We start from the raw sequence: 16,605 nt of genomic DNA on the forward strand, positions 1-16,605 counted from the left end.
TTCGTGTGCCTGTAGAGTTGGGGACATGACATCAATGAGCGCGGGTATTAGGCGAGCGAAGGGCGGAGCATATCCGCTGGCGCGAGCATCCGCGTTCCTCGCTTCGGCTTCTCTACTGGTTTTGATCCCAATTTGGCAGCCGGATGCGCTACTGCACGTGCTGTCACCACTGGGCTACTTAGATGCCTCAATCGCGGCGTGGCTCACAGTGTTTGCGGTTCCGCTTATTGCGCTGATCACGATTTCTGACATTCCGGTTCTACTAGCAAGACGCCGGTACGTAGGGGACTTCGCGGGCGTCGATGATTCGCTTGGCACCCGAATGTCCACTCTCACGGCGGCGGCGCAACTTTCTGAATATATCGTGACGTTCGCTATCGCAGGGGCTTCGATTAGTTTCTTGCTCGGATCCATGTGGCCTGTGCTTATTCCCGCGCGCACGCCGATTGCAATATGCGCCGTTGTTGCCATTGCAATGCTACAGACATTCCAAGTGGCGCCGCGCTCAACCAGGGTCGGTGCAACCATAGTTGTGCTTAGCTTCCTCCTGCTGCTGTTTTTGACCGCCGGCATGATCGGGTCATCGCCGTACTTCTCGCAAACCTCCTCGGCAGACCTTGCGATAGTCACAACCGAGGTTGGAAGCCGCTCGCCGTTTGCGCGCGGAATCGTGCCTGCCCTTGGCCTTGGGCTTGGCGTTGTCCTCGCCCCCGCGCTGCTCCTTAGACACCTAACCGCAGACCTTTCTTACTTTTCTTACCCGCATGTTAAGCACGCTGGTATTGCAAAGATTTCAATGAGCCTAACTGCCTCGATGACAGCCATGCTCGCCATGCTCAACATCCGCGACGTTGATTCTGCGCGGTTCATTGGACGGCGCAACACCTTCTACGCGGCCCTGCGCACGGTAGGCGTGGAAGAATGGTTCTTGCTGGTAACGACGATCGTTTTGATTATTGCAGCGATAGCATCAGCGAGGACGGTACTGCACAGCGCGGACAAGCTTAGCGGTGAACTAGCCAACTTCCATCTGCTTCCCGTCCACCTCATGAACGATCCAACACGGATGGCGTTTACCCCTTTCATCTTCACCCTTGGAGCGATTGGTCTGATACTGGTGGGATCGGCCCAGTTCCGTATCCTCGTTCCGATGCTTGCAGTGTCAGGGTTCTTATCGCTCACCCTAACCCGCTGGTCAACCGTGAAATTCTGGAACGCGAAACTGAAAAATGAAGGGCACTTCCCAGAGAGGAACAAAATGAGACGTGCGCGTCTGATGGCACTAGGTGGCCTCGTGATCAGTGTGGTAGTGCTCGTGTTAGTCGTAGCCTCTGGCATCTTCGAGGGCGCTTGGGTAGTGGCCGGGCTCATTCTGCTGCTCTACTTCGTGCTGTACACCGTACGCCGCCACTACCTAAACTACGGAGTTGGCGCCGGTGAAACCACCACTGAAGACCCAATCACGCCCGGGCGCGTGCACTACATGATCATCGCGCAAAGTATGGGGCCAGCGCTCACGCGCGCAACCAAATGGATCAAATCGACCAGGCCGTACTCGATCGAACTGATCCATGTAGATACCGGCGGCAGTGATAGTGAAGAAGCGCTCAAGAAATGGCGCGAGGAAAACCTCGGAGCGAACCTCACCGTCCTCGATGCCGGCCCTTCCAGGCCAACCGAAGCAATCATCGAGCACGTGCGTCGAACCCGGGCAGCACACCCGAACCGACTCGTAAACGTGGTGCTCCCTCATGTAATGTTCAGAACCGCCTTACTTGGGCGTTTGCACAACACGGAAATGAAACACCTCGAAAAGACACTCCTAGACGAACCCGGCGTGTTGGTAACACTCGTGCCCTGGGCAGATTAAGGAAAGATTATGCACACCAACGGTGAAAGCCCGGACATCATCAAACAGGTCAGGGCGCTACGTCCCGCCCATGGGGGAACATGCTTCTCACTCGTGGATGGCCGGCCTCTGTTCATCTCCGGAGCAATCCCGGAAGAGCTCGTAGACGTGCGCGTAGATAGCCGCCGCTCCAAAGTTTCCTACGGAAGTGCCATAAACATTTTGGAGCCTTCCGATCGCCGTGTGGCGCATATTTGGCCCGAGGCCGCAGCGAGTGGTGTAGGCGGCGCCGACCTCGGACACGTTGCCCTCGAATACCAGCGCGAATGGAAAACGGAAGTTATTAAAGACCAGTTGGCGCGAGTCGGGGGAACAAACACCCTCGAACGAGTCGTAGGCGCCGTGGGAGAAAGCGCCCTGCAGGTTCACCCGGCAAGTGACCCCCGCGGCTTAAACTGGCGCACTCGAGTTGATTTTGAGGTATCACCGGCAAGGCGCCTCGCAATGAAGAAAGAAAACTCAAACGAGCTGGTCGAAATTGAAACCATGCCCCTCGCTGTGGAACCGATCCTCGAACTTGGCATGTTAGGCGATACTCCCTGGAAGCAGTATCTGCGTCCCGGCAAGAAAGTTCGCATAGTTGCCCCGGGCGATGGCGGACGCCGAGTTGTAATTGGCAACCAGGTATTCAACGGCGCAAACCGGCGCGTAAGTGACCGGGCCGATTGGCAGGTGCGCGCTCGCGGAACGGTTGAGAAGTTCTCGGTGGCTGCCTCGGGCTTTTGGCAGGCTCACGTTAGCGCTCCTGCTGACCTGGTAGAGCTCGTGCTTGACGGTGCGCGCGTAGAAGAGGGCGACGTCGTGATTGAGCTCTACGCCGGGGCGGGACTGTTCACAAAGTTCTTGGGCCGCGAGCTCGGCCCGCGCGGCGCTATCGTGTCGATTGAGGGATCAAAAGAGGCAGTTGGCTACGCTAGGGAGAACCTGCGTGGAGTTGAGGTTGATCGTGATCTGCGTGCCGGACGGGTGAACTCAAAGTCCATCATGCGCGCATGGTCTGACCTGGGGGAGAGGCCGCGAACTATCGTTTTGGATCCTCCTCGCAGTGGTGCCGGTAAAGATGTCATAGGTGCGCTCGCGGCGGTGGGGGCCAGCCGGGTTGTGCTGGTGTCCTGTGATCCGGCCGCGGGTGCACGTGACCTCGCCGGCCTTTTTGATGCCGGATATGAGCTGGAGGCGTTCACTGCCCTCGACCTGTTCCCGCAAACCCACCACGTGGAGATAGTTTCCGTTCTGACTCGAAAGTAACCTCGTGCCAAACTAGCCGAGCCGCGTGTATTGGCATGGCTGTAGTGTGGAATAAAGCTTCTACCAGTAGGAGGAACCGCGATGATTGCAATAACTGATAGCGGCGGCTTTGTGAAGATCGATGCTGACCAAATTGACCAGGCTATGCGTCAGGAGTTTGGGAATGCGGAAGAGTGGAAGGTTTACTCCGATTTTGATTCGATGCTTCCCGATAAGGAGAACATCGAAATCATCTTGAATAACGCGCCCTTGAACGCGGCAAAGCTAGATCAGTTCCAGAACCTGCGTTGGGTGTTTTCCTACTCTGCGGGTATAGATCGCTATCCGCTGCGCGAACTTTCTAAGATGGGCGTGGTTTTGACCAACACCTCTGGCGTGCAGGCAAAGCCCATCGCAGAACAGGTTTTCGGCGCAATGATCATGTTCTCACGCAACCTGATAACCGCGTTCCAAAACCAAGCGGATAGGGTCTGGGATCAGACCATTGCGGTTAGTGAACTAGCCGATCAGAAACTCTTGATCGTCGGAGCTGGGGCGATCGGGCGCGAAATTGCTCGCAAGGCAAAAGCCTTCGACATGCACGTTACCGGTATCCGAAATCGCCTTACCGATGAGCTCCCTCAGTACTTCGACGCCATGTTTACCATGGATTCGCTGGAATCCCTCCTGCCTCAGGCAAACTACGTTGTATGCGTACTTCCTTCCACAGACGCCACCCGAGGACTCTTCGATGCCTCCAAATTTGCGCTAATGAACGGCGAGGCTGTTTTCATAAATGTTGGGCGCGGTGATCTTACCGTTGAAGAAGACCTCGTTGCCGCGCTGAGGGCGCAAACGCTAAAGGGCGCTTACCTAGATGTGTTCGCCACGGAGCCGGTTCCGAAAGATTCGCCGCTGTGGGACCTGGATAACCTATTGATGACTCCTCACAACTCCGGTCCGAGCCAGCACTACTTCAAGCGCGCGTTCGCGATATTCGCCCAAAACCTTCGCCGTTATCGCCGCGGCGAGCCTCTCATCAACCAGATCAACTACGACCTCAAATACTAATCAGTAGTGAACCGTCCTTGCCGCGCTATTTAACTAAAGCTCTCGTAGCGAAAAGTATGCGCCCAAGGGCGGTTCTTTATGCGTAAAAACCGCATGTTCTCGGGCCTGTTATCTGAAACACAGCGAAAAGCGTGCCAACCAACGAAAATGTTGAGTGAAAGTGTTAGCATTAAGTATCTTGACATCAAGATATTGATGTTGGAGAGCAGTCTCATATTTCACGAGGAGATGACGTGACCAGCCTAGACAGTTTCAAGTCCCGCGCGGATCTTGATGTAGATGGTAAGTCTTACGAAATTTACCGGCTCGACGCTGTGCCGGGAGCATCGAAGCTACCTTACGCTCTGAAGGTTTTGGCAGAAAACCTTCTTCGTACCGAAGATGGTGCGAACACCACCAAAGAACACATTGAGGCCCTGGTTAACTGGGATCCTTCGGCTGATCCAGACACGGAGATCCAGTTCACCCCCGCACGCGTAGTGCTTCAAGACTTCACGGGTGTGCCCTGCGTGGTAGACCTTGCAACCATGCGTGAGGCCGTGGCTGACCTGGGCGGCGATCCAAACAAGATCAATCCACTAAATCCGGCTGAACTCGTGATTGACCATTCGGTACAGATCGACTCGTTCGGTACGCAAAGCGCATTTGCTCGAAACGTCGAACTGGAATACCAGCGTAACGGCGAGCGCTACCAGTTCTTGCGTTGGGGCCAGGATGCGTTTGAAAACTTCCGCGTTGTTCCGCCGGGCACGGGCATCGTCCACCAGGTAAACATCGAATACCTAGCGCGTACCGTGTTCATCAAGGAAGAAGACGGTAAGACCGTTGCCTACCCGGACACCTGCGTGGGAACCGACTCGCACACCACGATGGTGAACGGCCTGGGCGTCCTCGGCTGGGGCGTTGGCGGTATTGAAGCTGAGGCCGCAATGCTCGGCCAGCCCGTTTCGATGCTGATCCCGAAGGTTGTGGGCTTCAAGCTGTCCGGCGAGATCCCCTCCGGCGCAACCGCAACTGACGTTGTCCTCACCATCACGCAAATGTTGCGCGAACACGGGGTTGTGGGCAAGTTTGTTGAATTTTACGGCGAAGGCGTTGCAGCAGTGCCACTGGCCAACCGTGCAACGATCGGCAACATGTCGCCAGAGTTCGGCTCCACTGCCGCGATCTTCCCGATCGACGACGTCACCCTCGACTACCTGCGCCTTACCGGCCGCGATGAGTCCCTTATCCGCCTCGTTGAGGTATACGCGAAGGAACAGGGCCTATGGCACGATCCATCGCGCGAAGCGAAGTACTCCGAATACCTCGAGCTCGATCTTTCCACGGTCGTTCCATCCATTGCCGGCCCGAAGCGCCCGCAGGACCGCATCGAACTATCTGAAGCCAAAGAATCTTTCGCGGGCACGCTCCCGGACTACATTTCCGGCAAGGGCCTGGAGCCAACGGGCCTCGACAAATCGCTTGCAGATTCCATGGGAGCTTCTGACCCGGTCAAGTTCGGCAGCCAAGAAGATGCCGTTCCGCCGAGCGAGCCAAAGCTTGCTGATGAGCGTCCTCATCACCGGGTGGGCATCACGCTTGCTGACGGCACCGAGACGGTACTTGACCACGGTGATGTTGTAATCGCCTCAATTACGTCCTGCACCAACACGTCAAACCCGTCGGTCATGATGGCAGCCGCATTGCTCGCTAAGAATGCGGTAGAAAAGGGCTTAAAGAGCAAGCCGTGGGTTAAGACTTCAATGGCACCTGGCTCGCAGGTTGTTACCAACTACTACGAGAAGGCCGGGATGTGGCCGTATTTGAACGAACTGGGCTTCAACCTGGTTGGTTACGGCTGCACCACGTGTATCGGTAACTCCGGACCGCTACCGGACGAAGTCTCTGCAGTTGTGAACGAAGAGGATCTAACGGTTGTTTCGGTACTCTCCGGTAACCGCAACTTTGAAGGTCGCATTAACCCTGACGTCAAAATGAACTACCTGGCTTCGCCGCCGCTCGTAATCGCCTACGCGCTGGCCGGAACCATGGATTTCGACTTTGAAACAGAGCCGCTTGGCCAAGATCAGGCCGGCAACGACGTGTTCCTGCGCGACATCTGGCCCGATCCGAAGCTGGTACAGGAAACGATCGATGCGACGATTGACCGCGAAATGTTCCTGCACGACTATGCTGACGTGTTCAAGGGTGACGAGAAGTGGCGCGCCCTTGAAACGCCGGACGGCGCAACGTTTGACTGGGCGGAAGACTCCACCTACATTCGCAAGGCCCCGTTCTTCGAGGGCATGACGATGGAACCGGATCCCGTTAAGGACGTGAAGGGCGCGCGCGTACTGTTGAAGCTCGGCGACTCGGTAACCACCGACCATATTTCGCCAGCCGGCTCATTCCGCGCAGACACGCCCGCCGGTAAGTACCTGGTTGACAACGGTGTGGAGCGCCGCGACTTCAACTCCTACGGTTCTCGCCGTGGTAACCACGAAGTCATGATTCGCGGTACTTTTGCAAACATCCGCATCAAGAACCAGCTACTTGACGATGTTGAGGGTGGCTACACCCGCGACTTCACGACTTCCGGTGGGCCACAGGCAACCGTGTACGAGGCTGCGCAGAATTACCGCGAAGCCGGTGTTCCGCTTGTGGTGCTCGGTGGTAAGGAATACGGCTCCGGATCCTCTCGTGACTGGGCTGCCAAGGGCACCAGCCTGCTGGGCGTGAAGGCAGTTATTACCGAATCCTTCGAGCGGATTCACCGCTCTAACCTGATCGGTATGGGCGTCATGCCGCTGCAGTTCCCGGCCGGTGAAAACGCTGATTCGCTTGGCCTTGACGGCACCGAAGTCTTTGACATTGCAGGCATTGAGGCGCTGAATGAGGGCGTAACACCGAAGACTGTTAAGGTATGCGCTACCAAGGAAAACGGTGACACGATTGAGTTCGACGCGGTTGTACGCATCGACACACCGGGTGAAGCGGACTACTACCGCAACGGTGGCATCTTGCAGTACGTTCTTCGCGAACTCGTGAAGTAAACGCACACTCAGCGGGCGGGGCCGAAGGGAACTGGCCTCGCCCGCTTTTGTGTGTATGGGGGCGAGAGGCGGGGAGGCAAGGAATCCGCTTCCGGCTACGCGAGCTAACTCCTCGTGAAAATGAGGGCATCGAAGTGATGGGAGGACTTCCCGGGAGAGTTAAGAAGTAGCCTCGTCGATGTCACGATTGGCGTGCCGTTGTTGCCAGCGAGAGCCCCAGGAAGACTCGGCTTCGCGTCGTTCCAAGGCGCGGCGCTGCTCGCGATACATACGACGAACCAGTTCCTCAGAAGAAATCCAGCCAATAACCTCCCCGCTTTCAACTACCGGCATGCCAGCCACGTGCGTAGCAAGCATTCGTTGCATGAACACCGAGGGCGTGGCGCTTGCCGGAACTGAAGCGGTGGACAGATGTAGATCAGCCACAGTTGGGGGAGTATCGTCAGAAAGACGCGCGCTGGCAAGCTCCATTGAAGATACGGTGCCCACAAACTTCCCCTCCTCATCTACGACGGGAAGAAGTGAAGATTCCGAGGAGCGCATGATTTGAGAGGCTTCCGGGATTGTATTGGTTGTAGCGATCAGGCCTGGAACGGGGCCCATTAGGGTCTTCGCAGCGTTATTGCCCATCAAGGTGGCATCGACGGGATCATCGAGGATGTCGCCGCGGCGAATAAGCTTTTCGGTGTAGATCGTTTTGCGGCTAAGGAATCTCGAGGTTCCGGTAGCAATGACAATGGCAAGCATGAGGGGAAGAATGAGGCCGTACTGACCGGTCATCTCGATGATTAACAGGACGGCGGCCATAGGCGCGCGAATAGCTCCCGCAAAGCACGCCCCCATACCGATAACGCCAAAGACGGCGGGACTGGTGGAAGTTAGTGGCTCCAGGTACATGCCGATGGCGGTCCCCACAATCGCGCCAATGTACATCGAAGGGGCAAACAGGCCGCCTGCGCCTCCGATTGCAACGGTGTAGGTGGAGAACAGTATTTTCAAGCCCGCATGTAGCAACAGAGCTGAAGCTGTGTAAGCGCCCAAGAGAGCTTCTGTTTGGATGGTTGTCGAAGTGCCGAATAGTTCGGGGAACATCCACAGACCGAGTCCAAGAAAAATGCTGCCAACCACGGGCCGGCGCCATTCTGGGCCACGGTCGATTCGGTCTAGAAGATCTGCTAGCAAATAGAGCGTTTTTGACAGTAATAGACCGGTGAGTCCGCACAGTAGCCCCACTAGGGGAACGGCCCACAGATCCAGTTGTGACTCCAGGTTATAGGCGCCCGGGAGGCTAATGATGAATTTGTCGCCGAGGATCGCTCGCGAAACTAATACGGAGGATACGGATGACAGTACGGCTAGGCCGAAGATCTCTGCGGAAAATTGCACGAGGATTACTTCCATCGCGAACACGGCCGCAGCCAGGGGCGCGTTGAAGGTGGCGGACACACCTGCGGCAGCGCCGCAAGCGACGAGTACCATCACGCGTTTTACCGGCATACGCAGGCGGCGTGCGATCATTGAGGAGATCGCAGCGCCCGTCTGCACAACCGGGCCTACCTTACCCACCGAGCCGCCGCCCCCAATGGTTAGCGCGGCAGCAATGACCTTGATAAACCAAACGTTACGGGGCATGTCGCCGCCATTGCGGCGAACTGCCAGCATTACTTCTGGAATGCCCAGACCGCGCGTAGTAGGCGCCCACTTTTGCATCAGCGGACCGTAGATCAGCGCGGAGATTACGGGCGTGAAAATCACAAACCACGAGCCAATCCCAAGCCAGCCATGCGCAGCGCCGCCCGTTGGAGCGTAGTCCGTATAGCCGGTCATGAGGTATTCCCACCCGATGATCAGGTAGTGCATGAACACGACCATCAGTCCGGTAAGGGCACCGGCCGTCACCGCAACCGCAGCTTGACCGGTGCGCCTATATACGAGGAGATGGCGGATCTTTCCAGTAAGTTCACGCGGGTGCGGTAAGCCGCCCGCCTCACTCGGCACTGGCGATTCCCCAAGCCTGCTTGTAGAAGTCCAGTTCAGTTAGTAGAGCATCTTGAATCGTGTCGGAGCGGACAAATCCGTGTCCTTCTCCCTCGTAAATCTTTAGTTCGACAGTACGCCCCAGCTTTTCGAGGGCATCCTTCATCATCTGCGCCTGAGAAGGTGGCACCACGTGGTCTTCACTACCTTGTAGCAAGAGGAGGGGGGCTTCAACGTTTTCAATATGGTTGATTGGAGACTTCTCGGCCCAAACCGGGTCGGAAAGATCGCTTGAACCTACGAGACGGCCAATGTAGCGCGACTCAAACTTGTGCGTCTCCTTAACTAGCGCTGCAAGGTCCGCGATACCGTACAGCGATGTGCCTGCGGTGAATGTCTTGGACGTTGCGAGGGCTAGCAGGGTGGCGAAACCGCCTGCGGAGCCGCCGCGAATCGCAACGCGCTTTGGGTCAGCCAGGTCTTTATCAACCAGGTATTGGACGCCGGTTTCGGCATCGCTTACAACCATCTCGCCCCAGTTACCGTTCAGACGCTCGCGATAAGGCCTGCCCCAACCTGTGGAACCGCGGTGATTAACATCCAAAATCGCAAAGCCGCGCGAAGTCCAGAACTGTTGTGACAAGGTGAGGCCCGGGCGAGCCGCCGAGGTGGGGCCGCCGTGAATCATGACGATAAGCGGGGGCAGTTCGCCCTCGGGCGCCGTGAATGAAGGCGAGGCAGGCGGGTAGTAGTATCCGTGGGAGATTTCGCCGTCCTCGGTGGGCCACTCGATGGGCTCGGGCTTAGAAATCACACGTTCGGGCAGATCCGTCCAGGTAGACGAGCGCAACTCAGTTACCTCACCGTTCTTGATCTGAACGATTGCGGGCGTGCGCGTATCGGAGTCTGCAAGCATGACAACCCGGCCGTTGTAGGCCGCGACGTTGCCAACGGGACGCCAATCCGTGTGCCAGGTCTCCAGCTGTCCGTTATCTAGGCGCACTGTTCCCAGGTGCCAGTACGGACCTTCAGCCCACGAACAAATCAGATGATCTTCATCCAGGTTGTCAAACGAGTGCAGACCCAGTTGCCAGTGCGGATGAGAGAAAGCTTTTTGGGAGGGGTGTAGGCGGCGGGTGCGCAGGCGCGTGGTCCACGCGTTCAAGTCCTCGCCTTCGTGCCACTCAAACCCCTCGGTGCGGTACAGGTTTGCCCAGCCGCTTGAATCATCAACGTGGATGAGGTCGCCAGCGGCGGTCCACCTTGGCTCATAAACGGCTACGTCCTTCTGCCCGACAACCGTAACCATTTGGTCAATGTCGCCCTCGAAAGAAATTGATGCGACGTGGAGTTTAGCGCTGGTCCACGGCATGTGCGGATGATTCCAGGTAAGCCACGCAAGCTTGGTGCCATCGGGTGAGAGCGTGGGGGCAGCAACGAAATCAGTCTTGTCGTAAAGCGTCTTCACCCGCTCTGGTTCGCGCGCTCCCGACCCATCGAGTGGGATAGAAACCAGGTAGTTCTTTGGCTCGCCCTCGCCCGTGTGGTCTTCACAGACCGCGTAAACCACGTCGCGCACATCAGCAATGTGGAAGTCGCCGTAGCGGCGCTTAGATAGCTCGGTCAGAGGAATAATACCGGGAGTCTGATCGTTAAGATCAAACTTGTAAACGCGGTCATCACCGGCGTGCGAGAACACGATAACGCCCTCGTGAACGGCGTAAGCGCGGCCGCCGTACTCGTGCACGCGAGTGCGAACGTCAGGCAAGATAGTGCCCTCAATCATGGGCAAAACCTCTTCGGTAATGCCTACGCGGCCTTTGCGAAGCAGAACGTTACGACCTCCCTGGTTAGCCCTGCCTTCAACCCACATGGTTGCGTCACGATCCACGCGAAGTTGGGAAAGCGTGACCGTTCGTGCGGTTAGGTCGTCAACACCGATTGGGGAATCCCAAGTGCCGTAGGGGCGTTTTTGCGTCATTTTCAGTTCCAATCTTCACTCTAGGCCTAACTACTAATTTAGCGCGTTTAATTTTTGTGTGGGCAGGCAAGCTGATTTCGCCTTTAGTTATCGTGAATGAACTTTGCCCATTAAGATGGTGCTCATGAGTGAAAAGCCAGCCCCTAAACCCGGAAGACTTTTAGCTTCCATTAAGCAGCCTTCGGATTTGAAGGACCTCACTTCTGCCGATTTAGAAGTGCTGGCTGGCGAAATTCGCGAGTATTTGGTGCAGTCCGTTTCCCGCACGGGTGGCCACCTGGGCCCAAACCTAGGTGTGGTCGAACTGACGCTGGCGATTCACCGCGTGTTTGATTCACCACGCGACACGATTATTTTTGACACGGGCCACCAGGCGTACGTTCATAAGCTCTTGACGGGGCGCACGGATTTTTCAAAGTTGCGCCAAGAAGGGGGCCTATCTGGATATCCGTCGAGGACGGAGTCGCCTCACGACGTGGTAGAAAACTCGCACGCTTCAACCGCGCTGTCGTGGGCGGAAGGTGTGCTACGCGAATACCAACGCACCGGCCGTGAAGACCACGTGGTTGCAGTTATTGGTGACGGCGCTTTGACGGGCGGCCTGGCGTGGGAAGCGATTAACAATATCGGTGACCATGCGGATGGCAACCTCGTAATTATTGTGAACGACAACGGGCGTTCCTACGCGCCCACCATTGGAGGCCTCGCACACCACTTGGATGCGTTGCGCGTGTCAGAGGGATATGAGAAGGCATTGGCGTGGGGCAAGAAGAAGCTCCTGTCGCACGGACGTCCCGGGGAGATGGCGTTCGATGCTCTTCACGGCATGAAGGAGGGCATGCGTGACGCGATTAGCGCGGGCATAATGTTCGCGGACCTCGGCATTAAATACATCGGCCCGTTCGACGGGCACGACGAGGTGGCGCTCGAGTTTGCCCTCACTCGCGCCAAAGCGGCAAAACAACCCATTTTGGTGCACGTAATCACCAATAAGGGCCGCGGCTATGTTCCCGCAGAGGAGGACGTTGCTGACCGGTTCCATGCGGTAGGGAAGATCCACCCTGAGACGGGGTTGCCGGTAGCTCCCTCGCGATTTGGATGGACGGCAGTGTTTGCGGATGAGATCGTGAAGATCGCGCGGGAAAATCCGAAGGTCGTAGCGATCACTGCAGCGATGATGGCGCCGGTTGGTCTGCTGCCAATGCATGAGGAGTTCCCCGATCGCGTCATTGACGTAGGCATTGCGGAACAGCACGCGGTTACTTCCGCTGCCGGTATGGCTTTTGCTGGCGCGCACCCGGTATTCGCGGTTTATGCCACGTTCTTGAACCGTGCGTTTGACCAGGTGCTTATGGACGTAGCTCTGCATAAGGCAGGCGTCACTTTTGTGCTTGATCGTGCAGGAATCACGGGTGATGACGGCGCTTCTCACAACGGCATGTGGGACATCGCAATGCTCTCTATTGTTCCCGGCCTGCGTCTGAATGCGCCGCGCGATGAGGAGACTTTGCGCCTCGCTCTTCGCGAAGCCGTTGAGGTAGATGATGCGCCCACGGTAGTTCGCTACGCAAAGGGTGCTCTACCGGACCCGATTCCAGCTATTTCGCGCCATCCGTGGGGTGATGTTCTGCGTGAAGGTGATCAGGCTCAGGTCGTGATCCTCGCTACGGGTGCGCTTGTGAAGAATGGGTTAGAAGTTGCGCGAATGCTTGATGACGCGGGCGTAGCAACAACCGTCATTGACCCGCGCTGGCTACTGCCGGTCAGCGCTGACCTGGTGCAACAGATCGCGAATGCGCAACTGGTTGTTACGTTCGAGGATGGTCTGCAGGAAGGCGGGTTTGGCTCCGCGGTGCGCGAAGCGCTCGCACGGGCGGGCAGGTACACGCCAGTCATGGCCCGTGGCGTACCAAAACAGTTCCTGGACCATGCCAAACGAGATCAGATAATCGAGGATATTCACCTGGATCCTAAGCATTCGGCAAGCGAGATCCTGCAGGAGCTGAACAAGCTTTCATAGCGGGAGCAGATACCGATTAGTTGCTACTCGGCTTAACTGCATTCGCCGTCTTCTTAGACACCTTGTATACGAGTCCGTAGTACAGGACCTAGTTGGTAGCTTTCACCAGCGCGCCTGCAACGCGTTCAATCTGCCACTCGCGTGCGCCGCGGCGGCGTAGGTACTCTCGCATTTCGGCCGGGCGAAGGACCGGGCCGTCCCAGGCTAAACGCTTTTGTACCCGAGGCTCTAACAAAACAGCGGGATCTATGCCTAGCTCTTTAGCGAGCGGCTCAATGGCCCGACGGATCGTTTTAAGGCGTGCAAGCTCATCGGGGTGTGCAGATCGCCATCCAGACACTTTCGGTAGCGTTCCCGGCGCAACGGGCTTACGTAATGGTGGTAAATCGGTTTCGGACATGCATTTTGCGTGTCTGATTGCGCGGATCCACTCATCGGTGTGGCTGCGGGTGCGCGGGCGGCGCATTTCTTGAATGCTTAGCAGAGCCCGCTTATTTCGCGGAGGTTTGAATGCTAAAGACACGAGCGTGCGGTTGCTGATCAAGCGAGTTGGGGCAATATCTTGCTCCCTCGCAATGGCCTCGCGTGCTCTCCAAAGCTGCTGTAAAATCGCCAACTGGCGGCGCGTGCGGATTTTGCCTGCGCCGGGAATCGAACGCCACTTGTTCGGGTCCGCCGGTTTAGGCTCTCTACTCAAAATGTGCGCGAATTCCTGTTCTGCCCAATCCCAGCGGCCGGCATCATACAGTTCGCGGCTGAGCACCCTGTATAGCTGAGTTAAAAATTCCACATCCAGCGCGGCGTAACGCAGCCAGCTTCGGGGCAGTGGACGGTTAGACCAATCAGAAGCTTGATGCTCCTTATCGAGTGTTACGCCCAGGGTTTGTTCCAACACAGCAGCGAGCCCAATACGCTCAAACCCCAGTAGTTGCGCTGCCACCTCGGTATCAAAAAGCTCTGGAGCGTGCAGGTTTGCGCCGCGCAGGCTTGGCAAATCCTGGTCTGCCGCGTGCAGGATCCACACAGCGTTTTGCAGTGCTTCGCCCAAAGAGTGCAAGTGGGGGAGCGCGTCTGCATCGATGAGGAAGGTGCCCGTATCCTCACGTCGAATCTGGATTAAGTAGGCGCGGTCTGAGTAGCGGAAGCCGGAGGCTCTCTCCACGTCAATTGCCACGGGCATAGTGGAACTTGCGAGTTTCTTGATCGCGCGGTTAAGGTCTTCTGGCGTATCGGTTGGATCTGGCGTGCCTTCGTGCGGGTGCACTATCAGGGTGGGGTCAGAATCGGTCATGTTCTCGATAGGTTGCGGACGGTCAGGCATGCGGTATCGGTTCTATCGCAAAAGCGTGATCGTCATCTATGTAAGTTCCGGCCGTGCGGGCAATCAGCTTTAGCCAGGCCGTCATGTGCGGGCCAAGGTCGTTTGTTGCGGGCGACCAAGAGGCGCGCATTTCTATCTCTACTTCGGAACCGGATAGTTTCAGGCCGCCAAATGTGTCAGATAATTCGCGCGTAACCGTGCCGTTCATGTTGTGTGCGTTCGCTCCCGCGTCGTCGAGGGCGTCATGCGCCCAACTCCACACAACTTCACCAAGTAGGGGATCTGTGCCCATCTCGGGCTCCACCTGCGAACGCGCATGCATGATTATGCGAAACCGGGAGTTCCAGCCCGGCTGCCCATCAGGGTCAAACAGCACCACAAAACGGCCTGTTGCTACGGGAAGCTCGTCTTCCTCGGCCTCTGTGAAGGCTCTAAGTGCAGCCGCATACGGGGCGATTTTACGAGGAGCGGGTACCTCTTGTAACTCAATGCCGGGTTCGGGCGGGGCGGAACGCAAGCTGAGAAGGGCCTCAACGAACTCTTGCGGAGGCGACACGCGCCCAGATGCGCTTACTTCGGCTAACACACATTCAGGCTACCGAGCACTACGGAGCTTTTCCGCTACGGCGCGCCCGGGTAGGTGAAAGAGCATGGCGGGCAGGTGCAAAATGTTACTTCGCGCGTCAATCTCGGGCCTACCGGTGTACAAACGCAGGCCAAGCACATGTTGCATTAAACTTGATGGAGTTAAGCCAGCTGTTTGAAGGAGTGCGCAGTGGACGCAAACAATGCAGATATTGGCCGATTTGAAGGTCTGCCGGTGATTCTTGGCGGAGGTATCGAAGCCTACGCGCTTGCCCGCCAGTTTAATGACGCCTATGACACGCGCGTCGTATGCATTTCCGCCGCCCCCTCTAAGGCCGTAACCTACTCAAACTTCATCGACTGGGTGCCCGTGGAAGATGCCACTACAAACAGTGGCGTGCTAGAGGTTTTGGAACAGGTTGCCAATAAGTACTCGCAGCGTCCCCTGATCCTTATGACGAACTCTGATGCGCAGATCGCAAACCTCGTGGAGGTGCGAGACCGCCTGCCTGAGGGCTACAAGGTTGCGCTGCCCTCAAGCCAAACGCTCGCGGCCGTGTCTGATAAGGCCTCGTTTAAGAAGATTTGCGAGGCAGCCGGCATCTCCACCGCGCGTTTTGCAACGGTTAAAGCGTCCGCGCGCGGCGTTGATCTGAACTATCCGGTTGTAGCTAAGCCTGCTCTTTCCGCTGAGTTTGACCTGCTGGATATGCCGAATAAACACAAGGTCTACTATTTCGACACGCCTGCCGAGCTGGATGATTTCTTGTCCCAGCTGGAGAGCTATGGGTATGCCGGCGATTTTGTAATCGAAGAGTACATTCCTGGCGGTGACAGTCAGATCCGCTCCATCACCGCGTACGTGAACACCAAGGGCAAGCTGGTTATGCTCGTACACGCACACGTGGGCCTGCAAGACCACCGTCCCAGCCTGGTAGGCAACCCCGTGGCGATGGTAACCGGCCCCAACGAAGCCCTGTTCAATCAGGTGAAGACCTTCTTCGAAAATGTTGATTATCAGGGGTTCGCAAACTTTGACATCAAGATCGATCCGCGCGATGGGGTTGCCTATTTCCTCGAGGTAAACCCGCGAATTGGCCGCAACTCAGGCTATGTTTTTGCCGGGGGAGTGAACCCCATGAGCGTCTTGATTGAAGACCTCGTGTTTGGCAAAGACAGCGAGTTGAAAGTTGGCGCGCGTGAGGCCCTGTACGCTCTCGTCCCAGTTCGCGTTGCCACCAAGTGGTGCGACGACCCAGAGCTTTCCCAGCGCATGAAGAAGCTGGCGCGTGAGCACCTGTTTAACCCGTTGAAGAATCCGAAGGATCGTTCGCTAAAGCGCGCGGTATTCCTAGCTGGTAGGGATATGCACCTGGCACAGGTGTTTGAAAAGTTCCCCCCAACCGAGCTCTAAATAGGCGACGTCATTGCTTGTAAAGATGCCCCGCGCAGGTTGTAGGCAGGGCATCTTTAGTTTTG

Annotated in this window: 10 protein-coding genes; 6 read left to right on the forward strand and 4 right to left on the reverse strand. The window is 56.8% G+C overall.

Going from position 1 to position 16,605, the window contains the following annotated elements; genetic code table 11:
- Nucleotides 1-25: 25 nt before the first annotated feature.
- From HMPREF2854_RS05320 to HMPREF2854_RS05335, 4 genes are all read left to right on the forward strand, one after another.
- Complete coding sequence (locus HMPREF2854_RS05320; RefSeq protein WP_070620059.1) at nucleotides 26-1,870, forward strand: hypothetical protein; 1,845 nt, start codon at nucleotides 26-28, stop codon at nucleotides 1,868-1,870.
- Between the two features lie 9 nt (nucleotides 1,871-1,879).
- Nucleotides 1,880-3,157 (forward strand): class I SAM-dependent RNA methyltransferase, encoded by a 1,278-nt coding sequence (locus HMPREF2854_RS05325; protein ID WP_070620061.1) that lies wholly within the window; start codon nucleotides 1,880-1,882, stop codon nucleotides 3,155-3,157.
- Nucleotides 3,158-3,238: 81 nt separating this feature from the next.
- Nucleotides 3,239-4,207: a D-2-hydroxyacid dehydrogenase gene (locus HMPREF2854_RS05330; RefSeq protein ID WP_070620064.1), complete on the forward strand. Its 969-nt coding sequence runs from the start codon at nucleotides 3,239-3,241 to the stop codon at nucleotides 4,205-4,207.
- 233 nt (nucleotides 4,208-4,440) lie between these two features.
- On the forward strand, nucleotides 4,441-7,242 hold the full coding sequence (locus HMPREF2854_RS05335; RefSeq protein ID WP_070620069.1) for an aconitate hydratase: 2,802 nt from the start codon (nucleotides 4,441-4,443) through the stop codon (nucleotides 7,240-7,242).
- A gap of 159 nt (nucleotides 7,243-7,401) precedes the next feature.
- Here the strand turns inward: HMPREF2854_RS05335 and HMPREF2854_RS05340 are convergent, their stop codons facing one another.
- Together HMPREF2854_RS05340 and HMPREF2854_RS05345 are read right to left on the reverse strand one after the other, a co-directional pair.
- Complete coding sequence (locus tag HMPREF2854_RS05340) at nucleotides 7,402-9,240, reverse strand: chloride channel protein (protein ID WP_070620071.1); 1,839 nt, start codon at nucleotides 9,238-9,240, stop codon at nucleotides 7,402-7,404.
- Nucleotides 9,230-11,200 (reverse strand): S9 family peptidase, encoded by a 1,971-nt coding sequence (locus tag HMPREF2854_RS05345; RefSeq protein ID WP_070620073.1) that lies wholly within the window; start codon nucleotides 11,198-11,200, stop codon nucleotides 9,230-9,232. Before HMPREF2854_RS05345 ends, HMPREF2854_RS05340 begins: the two co-directional genes overlap by 11 nt.
- A gap of 115 nt (nucleotides 11,201-11,315) precedes the next feature.
- Here HMPREF2854_RS05345 and dxs point away from each other — a divergent pair, with 115 nt between their 5' ends.
- The gene (gene dxs / locus HMPREF2854_RS05350; RefSeq protein WP_070620076.1) at nucleotides 11,316-13,220 is read left to right on the forward strand and encodes a 1-deoxy-D-xylulose-5-phosphate synthase; all 1,905 of its coding nucleotides are present in this window, start codon (nucleotides 11,316-11,318) and stop codon (nucleotides 13,218-13,220) included.
- An 88-nt stretch (nucleotides 13,221-13,308) separates the two neighbouring features.
- On the opposite strand, the gene HMPREF2854_RS05355 is transcribed toward dxs, so the two are convergent.
- Together HMPREF2854_RS05355 and HMPREF2854_RS05360 are read right to left on the reverse strand one after the other, a co-directional pair.
- On the reverse strand, nucleotides 13,309-14,541 hold the full coding sequence (locus HMPREF2854_RS05355; protein WP_070620078.1) for a ribonuclease D: 1,233 nt from the start codon (nucleotides 14,539-14,541) through the stop codon (nucleotides 13,309-13,311).
- Entirely contained in the window at nucleotides 14,534-15,127 is a 594-nt protein-coding gene (locus HMPREF2854_RS05360) for a DUF3000 domain-containing protein (RefSeq protein WP_070620081.1), read from the reverse strand. Before HMPREF2854_RS05360 ends, HMPREF2854_RS05355 begins: the two co-directional genes overlap by 8 nt.
- A gap of 189 nt (nucleotides 15,128-15,316) precedes the next feature.
- Here HMPREF2854_RS05360 and HMPREF2854_RS05365 point away from each other — a divergent pair, with 189 nt between their 5' ends.
- Nucleotides 15,317-16,540: a carboxylate--amine ligase gene (locus HMPREF2854_RS05365; RefSeq protein ID WP_083309408.1), complete on the forward strand. Its 1,224-nt coding sequence runs from the start codon at nucleotides 15,317-15,319 to the stop codon at nucleotides 16,538-16,540.
- Nucleotides 16,541-16,605: the final 65 nt, after the last annotated feature.

The sequence above is a fragment of the Actinomyces sp. HMSC075B09 genome, assembly GCF_001812395.1.
In the GTDB taxonomy this organism is placed as follows: Bacteria; Actinomycetota; Actinomycetes; order Actinomycetales; family Actinomycetaceae; genus Gleimia; species Gleimia europaea.

Bases quoted from the DNA above. Each gene is read 5' to 3' on its own strand.
- HMPREF2854_RS05325 (WP_070620061.1), top strand. From the start codon at position 1,880: ATGCACACCAACGGTGAAAGCCCGGACATCATCAAACAGGTCAGGGCG.
- HMPREF2854_RS05345 (WP_070620073.1), bottom strand. From the start codon at position 11,200: ATGACGCAAAAACGCCCCTACGGCACTTGGGATTCCCCAATCGGTGTT.
- HMPREF2854_RS05320 (WP_070620059.1), top strand. From the start codon at position 26: ATGACATCAATGAGCGCGGGTATTAGGCGAGCGAAGGGCGGAGCATAT.
- HMPREF2854_RS05355 (WP_070620078.1), bottom strand. From the start codon at position 14,541: ATGCCTGACCGTCCGCAACCTATCGAGAACATGACCGATTCTGACCCC.
- HMPREF2854_RS05330 (WP_070620064.1), top strand. From the start codon at position 3,239: ATGATTGCAATAACTGATAGCGGCGGCTTTGTGAAGATCGATGCTGAC.
- dxs (WP_070620076.1), top strand. From the start codon at position 11,316: ATGGTGCTCATGAGTGAAAAGCCAGCCCCTAAACCCGGAAGACTTTTA.